At 60.5% G+C, this 13,219-nt stretch carries 13 protein-coding genes and 1 tRNA gene; 8 read left to right on the plus strand and 6 right to left on the minus strand.

Translation table 11 applies throughout. The annotated features are described in order from the left end of the window. Positions 1-177 precede the first annotated feature (177 nt). Positions 178-1,104: a LysR family transcriptional regulator gene (locus tag LOY31_RS13500; protein WP_258713490.1), complete on the plus strand. Its 927-nt coding sequence runs from the start codon at positions 178-180 to the stop codon at positions 1,102-1,104. Positions 1,105-1,180: 76 nt separating this feature from the next. On the opposite strand, the gene LOY31_RS13505 is transcribed toward LOY31_RS13500, so the two are convergent. Both LOY31_RS13505 and LOY31_RS13510 read right to left on the minus strand, forming a co-directional pair. Then, positions 1,181-1,432 carry a DUF2790 domain-containing protein gene (locus LOY31_RS13505; protein ID WP_007955124.1) on the minus strand — a complete coding sequence of 84 codons (252 nt, stop codon included), beginning with the start codon at positions 1,430-1,432 and terminating at the stop codon, positions 1,181-1,183. A 380-nt stretch (positions 1,433-1,812) separates the two neighbouring features. Further along, positions 1,813-1,900, minus strand: a tRNA-Ser gene (locus LOY31_RS13510). Positions 1,901-2,022: 122 nt separating this feature from the next. Here LOY31_RS13510 and LOY31_RS13515 point away from each other — a divergent pair. Next, positions 2,023-2,694 (plus strand): Bax inhibitor-1/YccA family protein, encoded by a 672-nt coding sequence (locus tag LOY31_RS13515; RefSeq protein ID WP_007955123.1) that lies wholly within the window; start codon positions 2,023-2,025, stop codon positions 2,692-2,694. A 72-nt stretch (positions 2,695-2,766) separates the two neighbouring features. Here the strand turns inward: LOY31_RS13515 and LOY31_RS13520 are convergent, their stop codons facing one another. Further along, complete coding sequence (locus tag LOY31_RS13520; protein WP_085604207.1) at positions 2,767-3,093, minus strand: YceK/YidQ family lipoprotein; 327 nt, start codon at positions 3,091-3,093, stop codon at positions 2,767-2,769. Between the two features lie 40 nt (positions 3,094-3,133). Next, positions 3,134-3,571: an Lrp/AsnC family transcriptional regulator gene (locus tag LOY31_RS13525; RefSeq protein WP_007955121.1), complete on the minus strand. Its 438-nt coding sequence runs from the start codon at positions 3,569-3,571 to the stop codon at positions 3,134-3,136. Positions 3,572-3,709: 138 nt separating this feature from the next. Between LOY31_RS13525 and LOY31_RS13530 the strand changes: the two genes are divergently transcribed. Continuing rightward, positions 3,710-4,603, plus strand: a complete 894-nt coding sequence (locus tag LOY31_RS13530) for a DMT family transporter (RefSeq protein ID WP_085604204.1) — start codon at positions 3,710-3,712, stop codon at positions 4,601-4,603. 3 nt (positions 4,604-4,606) lie between these two features. On the opposite strand, the gene LOY31_RS13535 is transcribed toward LOY31_RS13530, so the two are convergent. Beyond that, positions 4,607-5,647, minus strand: a complete 1,041-nt coding sequence (locus LOY31_RS13535) for an FUSC family protein (RefSeq protein WP_258713602.1) — start codon at positions 5,645-5,647, stop codon at positions 4,607-4,609. 46 nt (positions 5,648-5,693) lie between these two features. Beyond that, positions 5,694-7,319 carry an NADP-dependent glyceraldehyde-3-phosphate dehydrogenase gene (locus LOY31_RS13540; protein ID WP_258713491.1) on the minus strand — a complete coding sequence of 542 codons (1,626 nt, stop codon included), beginning with the start codon at positions 7,317-7,319 and terminating at the stop codon, positions 5,694-5,696. Positions 7,320-7,598: 279 nt separating this feature from the next. Between LOY31_RS13540 and LOY31_RS13545 the strand changes: the two genes are divergently transcribed. From LOY31_RS13545 to LOY31_RS13565, 5 genes are all read left to right on the plus strand, one after another. Beyond that, positions 7,599-7,955, plus strand: a complete 357-nt coding sequence (locus tag LOY31_RS13545) for a cytochrome c5 family protein (RefSeq protein ID WP_258713492.1) — start codon at positions 7,599-7,601, stop codon at positions 7,953-7,955. A gap of 76 nt (positions 7,956-8,031) precedes the next feature. Continuing rightward, complete coding sequence (locus LOY31_RS13550; protein WP_258713603.1) at positions 8,032-9,360, plus strand: D-arabinono-1,4-lactone oxidase; 1,329 nt, start codon at positions 8,032-8,034, stop codon at positions 9,358-9,360. A gap of 74 nt (positions 9,361-9,434) precedes the next feature. Continuing rightward, a complete protein-coding gene (locus LOY31_RS13555) occupies positions 9,435-10,643 on the plus strand; it encodes a DSD1 family PLP-dependent enzyme (RefSeq protein WP_258713604.1) in 1,209 nt (402 codons plus the stop codon). A gap of 284 nt (positions 10,644-10,927) precedes the next feature. Then, positions 10,928-11,554: a transposase gene (locus LOY31_RS13560; RefSeq protein ID WP_074690888.1), complete on the plus strand. Its 627-nt coding sequence runs from the start codon at positions 10,928-10,930 to the stop codon at positions 11,552-11,554. A 55-nt stretch (positions 11,555-11,609) separates the two neighbouring features. Beyond that, positions 11,610-13,205: a ShlB/FhaC/HecB family hemolysin secretion/activation protein gene (locus LOY31_RS13565; RefSeq protein ID WP_258713493.1), complete on the plus strand. Its 1,596-nt coding sequence runs from the start codon at positions 11,610-11,612 to the stop codon at positions 13,203-13,205. Positions 13,206-13,219: the final 14 nt, after the last annotated feature.

Below are 13,219 nucleotides of genomic sequence, written 5' to 3' on the forward strand. Positions count from 1 at the left end.
CAAAGCCAGATCAGGAAGCTTGTGCAAACAAGTCTATGGAAGGAGGGCCCGTTGATTTAGTCGGGCCAAAGGGAATCATTGTTGTCCGCAGAGGTAATATCGGGCTGCGGGCCGACCGTGTAGCATCCTGAAAAAAGCGGTATCACGGGTGAGCGCCAGATCTACAGGAAGGTCGTGATGGATAAGCTTTCGAACATGTCGGTGTACATAAAGGTTGTCGAGATGGGCAGTTTCACGGCCGTGGCCAATCATCTGGACTCCACGGTCGGTAACGTATCGCGTGCTGTATCTGCGCTTGAAAACGTGCTCGACGCACGACTGTTGCAGCGCTCGACGCGGCGCCTGTCGGTCACCGATGCGGGGCGACGGTTCTATGAGCGCTGCACGAAAATTCTGGCTGATCTGGAAAGTGCCGAAGCCGAAGCCAGCAATGCGGCGCTGGAGCCTCGGGGAACACTGCGGGTGCATTGCGTTCCGGGGTTGGCTCGGCATCTGGTCACGCGGGCCGTGCTGGAGTACCGCCAGCAATTCCCGGAGGTGTCCGTGGATTTACTGCTTTCGCAACGAATGCCAAACCTGCTGGAAGACCAACTGGATGTCTCGATTCTGATCGCCCGAGCGCTGCCCGATTCCGCGTACGTCAGCCAAAAGATCGGTGTCAGCCACTGTGTTCTGGTGGCGTCGCCAGACTACCTTGCCCGGCATGCGCCTCTTGAGACGCCTGAAGATCTGCGTGATCACCAGTGTTTGCTGCTGGGTACGGTGGACTATGCGCGGGATGAGTGGCAGCTCAAAAGCAAGGCGGGGGACGCGACATTTATCCCGACAGGGCCGAGTTTCAGCGTCAACGATATGGATGCGATGGCGCTTGCCATTCGAGAGGGTGCCGGGATTGGCTTGCTGGCCGGGTTCACGGCCATCGACGACCTGCGCTCCGGCAAGCTGGTGCGGGTTTTGCCTGACTACCATACCTACGAGCGTAACGTGTATGCCGTCTATACCTCGCGACAGTTCGTCGATGCAAAAATCACGCGTTTCATCGAAACGTTGAAAGATCAGGTTGGCAGTCGGCTGGCAGCCACGGCCAAAGCACTTATCGGTTGAAACACTGCGGGGCAGAAAGGTATTTGCGCCTCGATGAAGCAACTTCCCGAGGCGCAATGATCGGCGAACAGGTTACTTAGCCCTGGCTGCAGCGGCCCATGACGTTATAGGCCAGTACGTGTTGTTTGCCTTGCGAATCCTGGTAGGTCATGTGTGTCGGTACGACTGCACAAATATCCGGCACCGGGTCTTCAGAGATGACCTTGGCGACATCAAGGTGGGTGCCGTAGCCATATTGCTCGACCTGTTGATTCTTGGCAGTACCGTCCTGTGCCGCTACCACAGAGCTGAAGCCCAAGAGTGCGACGATGATCATTGCAGTTTTCATGATGAGATTTCCTGAAGTAAGTTTGATCTTGCTGGCAGGACGAACTTTAGGCTTGAGGGTTTTGTGGAAACAGGAGTGAATCAGGGAAAGACTTTTCTACATTCCGAACACAATCGTCAGGTTTCGGACGTCAGAACGCTTGATTTTGGGACTGTCGGCTTTTGACTGAAAACTGCATGTTGAAGACAGCTGCCTCCCTCAGTTGCGAGGTGGAGACAACTATTTTTTTTTGGGGGGGGGGGGGCGCCGCCTTGTCGGAAGAGCAGGGGGTGCGGAAGTGACCGAAAAGATGCGCAAACCATCCTGAGGGAGAGGAGTAAAATTCCTGGAAGCCAGAAACGACAAAGCCCTGAATAATCAGGGCTTTGTCGTACATAAGATGGCGGAGGCGATGGGATTCGAACTCATGGACCTGTTACAGTCGACGGTTTTCAAGACCGTTGCCTTAAACCACTCGGCCACACCTCCGTTGCGTTGCGGGCGCCATAATACCTGAATGAAACACACTGTCAAACTCTGTGCATGGCTTGTTACAGAGCGTCTGTTATGATCTTTGCGACTGAACGTTTCAAACCAACAGGAGTGTCGCCATGCGCGAACAGGATTACGCAGTTCACAACAGCGTGCAGGCTGAGCAGCTAGAGGTTAGCCGCGTCCTGCGCAACACTTACGGTCTACTGGCGCTCACCCTCGCATTCAGCGGTGTGATGGCGTTCGTGGCCCAGCAGATGCGGGTCGGCTACCCGAATATTTTCGTGGTGCTGATCGGTTTCTACGGGCTGTTCTTCCTCACCAACAAGCTTCGTGATTCCGCCTGGGGCCTGGTGTCGGCGTTTGCCCTGACCGGTTTCATGGGTTTCCTGCTCGGCCCGATCCTCAACCGTTACCTGGGCATGCAGGGCGGCGCTGAAGTGGTCAGCTCCGCGTTCGCGATGACCGCACTGGTGTTCGGTGGTCTGTCGGCTTATGTGCTGATCACCCGCAAGGACATGAGCTTCCTCGGTGGTTTCATCACCGCCGGTTTCTTCGTCCTGCTGGGCGCGACGCTGGCGAGCATGTTCTTCCAGATCAGCGGCCTGCAACTGGCGATCAGCGCAGGTTTCGTGCTGTTCTCGTCGGTCTGCATCCTGTTCCAGACCAGCGCCATCATCCACGGCGGCGAGCGCAACTACATCATGGCGACCATCAGCCTGTATGTATCGATCTACAACCTGTTCGTCAGCCTGTTGCAGATCTTCGGCATCATGAGCCGCGACGACTGATCGCTGCACTGCAATAAACAGAAAACCCGCGAAAGCGGGTTTTTTGTTGCCTGCGAAAAAGCGAGCAGGCGATCAATTGATCACGATGCTGCCATCGGCCTGTTGCTTGTAGATCGTGTAAGGCAACAGCAACGTATCGAGCACTCCCGACACGGCCGCATCGACCAGCAAACCCGGCGTCGCGTTCTTGTAGTTAAACGCATCGACGTCATCCGGCTTTTCGGCGTGCAGCAAGCAGAAGTCGTACGTCACGCCGCTGTAGATGCGTGGTACGGCGCCGCAGTAGGATTTGTTCGCTTTCAACTGGTCGGTGGAGTGCTTGTCACTGAACGCAACGGTCTGCACCGTCCCGCACCCAGCCAGCATCAACGCCGTCAGCATCATTGCCTGAATTTTCATACCGCCAATCCTTCGCCGGAAAAAACTCAATTTACGCCGCTCAGGCCATCGGCGGCAATCGACGTTTCACCGGGGTCTTCTTGACGATTGCAGTATTGGTTTCCGCCAGCGTATTCAGCCGATCAAGCAGGGTATCCAGCTGTTCCATCGAGCGCACATGCAGGCGGGCGATAAAGCAGTCCTCGCCGGTGACCTTGTCGCACTCGGTGAACTCCGGAATCGACATAATCTGCCGCTCGACTTCCTGGAGCTGTCCCGGCAATGGCCGCACCCGGACAATCGCCTGCAACTGATAACCGAAGCATTTCGGATCGATCTCCACCGTGTAGCCCTTGAGCACACCGCGTTCTTCCAGCCGGCGCAAACGCTCGGCCACGCTCGGCGAGGACAACCCGCTGATCTGCGCCAGCGCCTTGAGCGAGCGCCGCGAATCCTCCATCAAGGCCCCGATCAGGATCTGGTCGATATCGTCGGTCATACAAAAACTCCCGCATTAGGCGAATGACGCAAACCACCCTTGATAAAAAAGGCAGAAATCGAGTTTAGCCTGCTTTTTGCGCTGGAGAAGCCCCGGTCGCGCTTGGCATACTTTTGCCACACATTAAGGAGATTGATGATGGACAAAACAATCCGTCGCGGCTCATTCGAAATGACCGCCGCCATGTTGATATCCGGGACCATCGGCTGGTTTGTGCTGGTGTCCGGGCAACCGGTGCTGGACGTGGTGTTCTGGCGCTGCGTGTTCGGCGCCGGCACCTTGCTGCTGATCTGCGCTGCGTTCGGTTTCCTGCGGCCGGGCATCCTGACCCGCACCACGTTTCTGCTGGCGGTGCTCAGCGGGATGGCAATCGTCGGCAACTGGGTGCTGCTGTTCGCCTCCTATTCACGGGCCTCGATTGCCATCGGCACGGCGGTGTACAACGTGCAGCCGTTCATGCTGGTGGGTTTGGCGGCGCTGTTTCTCGGCGAGAAGATCACCCTGCAGAAGCTGTTCTGGCTGGCGATTTCTTTCATGGGAATGCTGGCCATCGTCAGTGCCCACGGCGGGCAGGGCGAGGGCGGCAATGATTACCTGACGGGGATCGCGCTGGCGCTGGGGGCGGCGTTTCTTTACGCCATCGCCGCGTTGATCATCAAGCGCCTGACCGGCACGCCGCCGCATCTGATTGCGCTGATCCAGGTCTGCACCGGGGTGTTGCTGCTCGCGCCGTTCGCGCATTTTTCAGCGATGCCCGAGGCACCGAGTGCCTGGGCCAGTCTGGTGACGCTGGGCATCGTCCACACCGGTCTGATGTACGTGCTGCTCTACGGCGCGATCCAGAAATTGCCGACCGCATTGACCGGCGCTCTCTCGTTCATCTACCCGATTGCGGCGATTTTCGTCGACTGGTTTGCCTTCGGCCACCAACTGCAAACCCTGCAATGGATCGGCGTGGCGGCGATTCTGCTGGCCGCTGCCGGCATGCAACAGGGTTGGGGCTTCAAGGCGCGGCGCCTGGCCGCGCAGTAAACCTCAGATGTTCCAGCGCGGCGCAGTCTTCGCCAGGCGCTGGCGCATTTCGCCGATGTTGGCCGCCAGTTGCCGGGTCAGCAAACGGTAGCCGTCCAGCGGGCTGTAGACCGGCGTGTCGAGGCTGGCGTCCGGCAACTCCAGCGGACGTCCCAATCGACCGGACGCCCCGGTTTTCAACGCCCGGGCCATGCCGATCAATTGCACCCGAATATGCCGGTGCTCGGCCTTGAGCGCCGCTTGCAGGTGCGCCATGGCGTCGGGGTCGCTGGCGTCCGGGCGGATGTTGCCGAGGATTTCCAGGGTGCTGATGCACATGCGCAGGTTGCGCTGGATCGCGTCCAGTTCGGTCATCGACACTTTGACTTCCTTGGACACCGACGGCATCAGCGAACGCAGTTGCACCATCACCGCGTTCAGCCGGCTCATCAATTTCAGGTGCTCATCGGCAGTCACCGGTTGGCCACCGATGATCCGTCCGTACACCGTGGCGCAATCGCGCAGCGCATCGGCCAGGTTGTAGCGCCACGAGTACACCGCGTACAGCGGCAGGGCGAAGGAAAAGGCCAGGGCCAGGGCGATACCGATCAGGATATCGACCCCGCGCCACAGCCCGTCGGTGATCGGGTTGTCGCCATGCCCGGCGACAATAAAAACGGTGATGGCCGAGAGCAGGGCGGTATAACCGCCCTTGCCGATGGCGTGGTACGAGAAGAATCCGCACACCACCGCCATCGCAAAATAGGTCAGCCACGGCAGGCCCAGCCACGCCTGTTGCGCCACTAGCAGCAAACCGACGCCGGCGCCGATCAAGGTGCCGGTGGCGCGTTCGGCGGCTTTTTTGCCGATGTTGCCGTGATGCTGCAAGCCACCGATCACCACCAGCATGGTCACTGACGCCCATTCGCCGTGGGGCAGATTGATGCCGGTGGTCAACAGGATCGTCGCCAGTAACCCCAACGCCACCCGCACCGCGTGAATCGTGCGTGCATGGCGATAACGTCGATACGGGTCGAGCAACGGCCGCAGGATCCGCCGCAACAGCGGCGGCCAGCGGTGGGGGCTGAAAGTGCTCAGCGCTGATTCCTCCTCAGAAGATGTAGTCGGTGGCGATGAAGTTCGAATCGCGTCCGCGAATGATTTCGCTGATCAGATCCTTGTTGGGTTCCTGGAACTTGGTCGCCACCAGCGTACGGATCGAAAACACCCGCAGCGCATCGTGTACCGACAGCGTGCCCTCGGCGGAGTTCTTGCGCCCGTTGAACGGGTAAGTGTCCGGGCCGCGTTGGCACTGGGCGTTGAGGTTGATCCGCCCGACCTGGTTGGCGAAGGTGTCGACCAGGCGGCCGACCGCCACCGGGTTGGTGCCGAAGATGCTCAGTTGCTGGCCGAAATCCGACTCCAGCACGTAATCGATCACGGTATCGAGATGACGGTACGGCACGATCGGCACCACCGGGCCGAACTGCTCTTCCTGATACACGCGCATCTGCGGCGTCACCGGGTACAGCACCGCCGGGTAGAAGAACGAAGCCCGCGCTTCGCCGCCATTCGGGTTGACCACCTGGGCGCCTTTGCTCTGCGCGTCAGCCACCAGCCCATGCAGATAATCGACCTTGCCCGACTCCGGCAGCGGCGTCAGCGAAACCCCGCTGTCCCACGGCATGCCCGGTTTGAGGCTGGCCAGTTTGGCGTTGAATTTCTCGATGAAGCTGTCCACCACATCTTCATGCACGAACAGAATCTTCAACGCAGTGCAGCGCTGGCCGTTGAACGACAGGGAGCCGGTGACCGCTTCGCTGACCGCGTTATCCAGATCGACTTCCGGCAGGACGATGCCGGGGTTCTTCGCATCCAGCCCCAGCGCGGCGCGCAAACGGTGCGGTTTCGGGTGCAGCTTTTTCAGGTCGCTGGCGGCCTTGTTGGTGCCGATGAAGGCAAAGATGTCGATCTTGCCGCTGGCCATCAACGCACTGACGGTCTCGCGGCCGCTGCCGTAGATCACGTTGATCACGCCGGTCGGGAAGCTGTCGCGGAAGGCTTCGAGTAGTGGACGGATCAGCAGCACGCCGAGTTTGGCCGGTTTGAACACCACGGTGTTGCCCATGATCAGCGCCGGAATCAGCGTGGTGAACGTCTCGTTCAGCGGATAGTTGTAAGGCCCCATGCACAGCGCCACGCCGAGCGGCACGCGGCGGATCTGGCCCAAAGTGTCCTGTTCCAGCTCGAAGCGGCTGGAGCGGCGGTCGAGTTCTTTCAGCGCATTGATGGTGTCGACGATGTAGTCGCAGGTGCGGTCGAACTCTTTTTCCGAGTCCTTGAGGTTCTTGCCGATTTCCCACATCAGCAGTTTCACCACGGCGTCGCGCTGCTGGCGCATGCGCCCAAGGAAGGCCTCGACGTGCTGGATGCGTTCGGCCACGCGCATGGTCGGCCACAGGCCCTGGCCCCGGTCGTAGGCGCGGACGGCGGCGTCGAGGGCGGTGAGGGCGGTGTCGGCGTCCAGCAGCGGCGTGCTGCCGAGGATCACTTGTTCGTCGCCGTTGTCGCTGTGCAGATAGACCGGACTGCGCACTGTCGCGAGCGGGCCGTCCCAGCGGCGCAATTCGCCATCGACCAAGTATTCGCGTTGCTCGACCTGACCGTCGAGGCGGTATTTTTCCGGGATGTCGCTGACAGAAGGGAACAGGTTGCCAAGGATGTTTGCTGTGGTCATGTCGCTACCCCGTGTTGATGTCCGCATGCAGATCAAAAAGTCTCAACAGGTTATACGCCTGAATGCGCGGAAATTTAAACCCGCAAATGTCACGCGAATGTCACGCGAAACCGCACAGCAGAGCGGGCATCCACACATGATCGTTCCCACGCGGAGCGTGGGAACGATCGTCTTCAGGTAATGGGCTGGCCCCGTTTGCCCCCCTCAATGTCCCGCAATGCCCTCAACCCGCCGACCCGCCTGCCTTAAGGTGTGACCACAACAATAAGCGAGGCCGTTATGCGGGCAATCCGACTCACATTATTACTGGCGTTGGCCATGACGCTGCCTGGCTGCGGCGAAGACCCCAAACCCCCGGCCAGCACCAACAGCAACACCATTCCCAAAGACCCGGCGCTGGCGCAGATCTACGCCAACAGCTGCCAGCTCTGCCACGCCAACCCCGCCGCAAATGCGCCGCTGACCGGTGACCGCAAGGCCTGGGAGCCGCGCATCCGGCAGGGCGCCGACACGCTGCTCGACCACGCCATCAATGGCTACAACGGTATGCCGCCGATGGGCCAGTGCGTCGAGTGCTCGGAAGAACAATTCCTTCAGTTGATCGGCTTCATGGCCGACCAGCCGCTCCCACAATAAGGATCCTGGCATGCCGATAGATCTGACACGCCGGCAGTTGTTGCACCGGGCAAGCATCGTCGGTGCGTTCAGCGCGCTGGCTTCCAATCCGGCGCTGGGCCAGTTGATGCGCGCACCGCGGCTGATCCCCTGGCGTAACTGGTCGGGCGGGCAGAGCTGCCTGCCGGCGGCGCGGGTGGCGCCGAAAAATCTGGATGAATTGACGACGATCATTCAGCAGGCACCGGGCAAGATTCGCCCGGTCGGCTCGGCGCATTCCTTCAGCGCGCTGGTGCCCACCGACGGCACGTTGCTGTCGCTGAGCTACTTCAACGGTCTGCTCGACCACGACCCGAAAACCCTGCAAGCCGAATTCGCCGCCGGCACGCCGATGTCGCGCATGGGCGTGCCGCTCAAGGACGTCGGCCAGGCCCTGCAAAACATGGCCGACATCGATTACCAGACCCTCGCCGGGGCGATTTCCACCTCGACCCACGGCACCGGCAAAACCTTTCAGTCCTATTCCGCACACGTCTGCGGGATGCAACTGGTGACCGCCAGCGGGGAAGTGCTGGACTGCGACAGCCAGCGTCATCCCGACGTATTCAACGCCGCCCGGGTGTCACTCGGCGCACTCGGCGTGGCCACCAAAATCCGCCTGCAAAACCGCCCGGCCTATCGCCTGCGGGAAACCCAATGGATCGCCAAGACCGAAGAACTGCTCGAAGACCTGGACAAGAACACAAGCGAAAACCAGCACTGGGAAATGCTCGTTGTCACCCATTCCGACTACGCCTTGTCGATCGCCCTCAACGAAACCACCGATCCGCCCACGCCGCCGATCCCGCCCGAAGAGGAGGGCGGCAACGAGTTCGTGACCCTGATCGAGAAGATCGACAAATACGGCAGCGATTTTCCGGGCTTGCGCAGTTCGCTGCTCAACAGCCTGCGGCATCTGGCGAGTTTCGATGACCGGGTCGGCGACTCGTTCGACATCTACGCCAACGTGCGCACCGTGCGCTTCAACGAAATGGAATATTCGGTGCCCGCCGAACACGGCCCGGCCTGCCTGCGCGAGATTCTCAAGCTGATCCGCGACAAGGACCTGCGCACCTGGTTTCCCATCGAGTACCGCTACGTCAAGGCCGATGACATTCCGCTGAGCATGTTCGAGGGCCGCGACAGCTGTTCGATCTCGGTCCACCAGCACTACCAGATGGACCATCACAACTTCTTCGCCGCCGTCGAGCCGATCTTCTGGAAGTACAACGGCCGCCCGCACTGGGGCAAGTTGCACACGCTGAATGCCCGCACGTTGCAAACGCTCTATCCATGCTGGCAGGAATTCATTCAGGTACGCCAGGCGCTGGACCCGAGCGGCAAGTTTCTCAACGGGCATCTGTCGTCGATTCTGGGGGTGAGCTGATGGCGGTCAATCGACGTAATTTCGTGCTCGGGACGTTGGGTGTTGGCGCTTTGCTGGTGGGTGTTGGCGCATGGCTGCGGCCGGGGGATCGCGGCGGGCCTTACAGTGACTATTTCCGGGCGCTTAACAATGAACTCAAGACCAAAGGCCCGATGCGCCCGGTGCTGCTGATCGACCTGGATCGCCTCGACCACAACATCGACGTGGTGATGCGCTCGGTCAAGCGCGCGGGCAAGCAGTTGCGGCTGGTGGAGAAGTCATTGCCATCGCCGGGCCTGCTCAGCTACATCGGCCAAAGGGCTGGGACGCAGCGGCTGATGTCGTTTCATCAGCCGTTTCTCAACCACGATGCGGTGACGTTCCCGCAGTCTGACATTCTGCTCGGCAAGCCCTTACCGGTGCGCTCGGCAGAGCTGTTCTATCAAACCCACAACGGCCCGTTCGACCCGACGAAGCAACTGCAATGGCTGATCGACAACCCCGAACGCTTGCAGCAATACCTCGCACTGGCCCAGGGCTTGGGCACGCGGATGCGGATCAACATCGAACTGGACGTCGGCCTGCACCGTGGCGGTGTCAGCGATCTGAACGTGCTCGGGCAGATGCTCGCGCTGATCGCCGCCAACCCGCAGCACCTGGAGTTCGCCGGATTCATGGGTTATGACCCGTTCGTGGGCATGGGCGTGCCGGGGATTCTCGGTTCGCCCGAAGAACTGTTCGCCAAGGTGATGGTGATTTATCAGCGCTGCGTCGACTTCACCCGGCAGCAATATCCGGCGCTGTGGCATGAAGGGTTGTGCCTGAACACCGCCGGCAGCCCGAGTTATCGCATGCATGAAAACGAACACCTGAGCAGTGAAGTGTCGGTGGGGACGGCGATGCTCAAGCCGACTCATTACGACTTGCCGTCGCTGGTCGAACATGAACCCGCCGCGTACATCGCCACACCGGTATTGAAAAGCACGGGGGCGGTGAACATCCCGGCGCTGGACGACAAGTCGAAGCTGTTTTCGTGGTGGGACACCAACCAACGGCAGACCTTTTTCATCTACGGCGGCAACTGGATGGCCGAGTTCGAATCACCGCCCGGATTGCAGAGCAATGGCGTTTACGGCCGTAGCTCGAATCAGGAAATGATCAACGGTTCGAATGCCGTGGGATTGACCGTGGAAGACCAAGTCTTTCTGCGGCCGACCCAGACCGAGGCTGTCTTATTGCAATTCGGCGATTTGCTGGCGGTACGTGGCGGCAAGATTGTCGATACCTGGCCGGTCTACACCTGACGGAATGTTTTTCTGAAAACACCTCATAACCCTGTGGGAGCGGGCTTGCTCGCGAAGGCGTCCCGTCAGTCACTCTCTAGGTGACAGACACACCGCTTTCGCGAGCAAGCCCGCTCCCACAAGGGTTTTGTGTTGTCTGCCAAATCCCGATCAATTTCTGTAATGAAGCTTTTATGACAAAAGTTCGGTAGCACATCGCCAGTCCGGTCATGCCTATGTAACGCGCTTGAGGGGCCCAACAGGGCGCTTTTCACAAGCCGAGGCGGGACGCCGGGAGTGAGGCAATGGGGACTATGGAACGCTACTCGAAAGTGGGCATGCAGGAACTCGATCAACGCCTGTCGAAGATCGTCGAAGCCGCGCGCAAGAAGCCGGTTTCGGTGTATCGCTACGGCGCGCCGTGGGTCTGGATCGTGTCGCAGGATGACTGGCAGGGCGCCTTGAAAGAGGTCTCCAGCTATATTCCGCCGGGTCATTCGCTGGTGCTGCTGCGCCCGCAGATCGACGACCTGCTCGACGCCCACCGCGACCTCCTGCACGACCTCAATGCCCAACCCGGCATGCTGATCGCCCCGCAGACGGTCATGCACATCCTGCTGCTGCAACTGCTGTATTCGGTGCCCAGCGAGCAGCAGCTCTACGAACAGCTCAATTACAACCTGCTGTTCCGCTGGTTCGTCGGCCTGGGCCTGAACCAGAAAGTCTGGAGCTTCAACGTCCTCAGTCGCGACATCGCCACGCTGCTCAACGAGCCGCGTGCGGTGCAGCTCATCCAGAAAATCATCGGTGAAGTGTTCTGCGGCGCGCTGCTGCAAATGCCCGAGTTCTCGCTGAACTTCGCGCTGCTGCACACCTGGCTGGGCAAGCACACCGGGGCCTGCACTTCAGCAATCAAGAACGCCAGTAACTGACGCACACGCAAGGCGCATGAGCGCCAACAGGTCATCGCGAATTTCAGGGGGTAGTGTGGATCAGATTTTCACGTCACGGCTGGCGCTGTGGGGCTGGCTGCTGGTGACGGCCGGCGCGCAGCCGGCGTTCGCCGATGAGGCCGGGAACGCAGCGGCGCAGCGTCTGGTGGACGTCAACGAATACTTCGTGCGCGGCAACACCGTGCTCGATGCTCGGGCGATCGAAGAAGCGGTGTATCCGTTCCTCGGCCCGCAAAAAGCCTTGAGCGACATCGAAGGCGCGCGGGATGCCTTGCAGAAGGCCTATCAGGAACGCGGCTACCAATCGGTGTTCGTCGAACTGCCGGAGCAGGCGGTGGCCGACGGCATCGTCTACCTGCAAGTCAGCGAAACCAAGGTGGGCCGGGTGCGGGTGGTCGGCGCCAAACACTATTCGCCGCTGGATATCCGCGACAACGTCCCGGCGCTGAAGGAAGGCGAGGTGCCGGACTTCGCCAAGGTCCAGGGCGAACTGGCGCAACTCAACAAGACCCCGGGCCGCCAGGTGATGCCGCTGGTGCGCGAAGGTCAGCGCCCCGGCACCATGGACGTGGACTTGCAGGTCGAAGACCAGAACCCGTGGACCGCCAGCGTGGGGCTGAACAACGACTACAGCGCCGACACCGAAAAACTGCGCACCGTCACCAGCCTCGGCTACAACAACCTTTGGCAGTTGGGGCACAGCGTCAACCTGACGTTCTTCACCGCACCGCAAGAGACAGACAATGCCAAGGTCTGGTCCGGCTCCTACACCGCGCCGTTGACCGAGCGCTGGAGCGTGCAGTTCTCCGGTTATCAGTCCGACAGCAACGTCGCCACCATCGGCGGCAGCAACGTGCTCGGCAAGGGCCACTCCTACGGCGTGTCGGCGATCTACACGATCCCGTCCAGCGGCAACTGGTCGAACTCGCTGTCGGCTGGCATCGACTTCAAGGACTTCGACGAACGCCTGACCCTGTCCGGCGAAAGCGACAAGGTGCCGCTGAAATACGCGCCGTTCACCTTCGCCTACAACGGTTATCGCTACAGCGAAAAGAGCCAGCTTGGCCTAGGCCTGAGCCTGGTCGCGGCCACTCGCAGCATCTTCGGCTACGGCAGCTCCGACGAAGACTTCGACTACAAGCGCTACCGCGCCAACCCGAGTTTCGCCGTGCTCAAGGGCGATACCAACTTCACCTGGACCTTCGACAACGACTGGCAGAGCGCGAGCAAAGCCGCGTTCCAACTGGCGTCGGGGCCACTGGTTTCCAACGAACAATTCTCTGCCGGCGGCGCCACTTCGGTACGCGGTTATCTGGCGGCCGAACGCACCGCCGATGACGGTTTCCTGCTGAGCGAAGAGCTGCGCACACCGTCGCTGGCCAAGTACGTCGGCGGCTGGATGCAGGACTGGCGCTTCTACGCCTTCGCCGAAGGCGCGCAACTCTATCTGCGCGACGAACTGCCGGACCAGGACGCCAATTACGCCCTGGCCAGCGTCGGCCTCGGCACCCGCGCCAGCCTGAGCAAATGGCTGTCCGGCAGCCTCGACTGGGGCTACCCGCTGCTCGAAGGGCCGAACACCTCGAAACAGGAATCGCGCCTGCACTTCAACCTTCAGGCCACTTTCTAACAAGGAGCACCTCC

It is taken from the genome of Pseudomonas sp. B21-021, from assembly GCF_024749205.1.
GTDB lineage: Bacteria > Pseudomonadota > Gammaproteobacteria > Pseudomonadales > Pseudomonadaceae > Aquipseudomonas > Aquipseudomonas paraglycinae.

Coding starts and splice junctions, on each gene's coding strand:
- LOY31_RS13520 (WP_085604207.1), bottom strand. CDS start 3,093: ATGAAAATTCAGGCAATGATGCTGACGGCGTTGATGCTGGCTGGGTGC.
- LOY31_RS13525 (WP_007955121.1), bottom strand. CDS start 3,571: ATGACCGACGATATCGACCAGATCCTGATCGGGGCCTTGATGGAGGAT.
- LOY31_RS13500 (WP_258713490.1), top strand. CDS start 178: ATGGATAAGCTTTCGAACATGTCGGTGTACATAAAGGTTGTCGAGATG.
- LOY31_RS13530 (WP_085604204.1), top strand. CDS start 3,710: ATGGACAAAACAATCCGTCGCGGCTCATTCGAAATGACCGCCGCCATG.
- LOY31_RS13540 (WP_258713491.1), bottom strand. CDS start 7,319: ATGACCACAGCAAACATCCTTGGCAACCTGTTCCCTTCTGTCAGCGAC.
- LOY31_RS13515 (WP_007955123.1), top strand. CDS start 2,023: ATGCGCGAACAGGATTACGCAGTTCACAACAGCGTGCAGGCTGAGCAG.
- LOY31_RS13545 (WP_258713492.1), top strand. CDS start 7,599: ATGCGGGCAATCCGACTCACATTATTACTGGCGTTGGCCATGACGCTG.
- LOY31_RS13560 (WP_074690888.1), top strand. CDS start 10,928: ATGGGGACTATGGAACGCTACTCGAAAGTGGGCATGCAGGAACTCGAT.
- LOY31_RS13505 (WP_007955124.1), bottom strand. CDS start 1,432: ATGAAAACTGCAATGATCATCGTCGCACTCTTGGGCTTCAGCTCTGTG.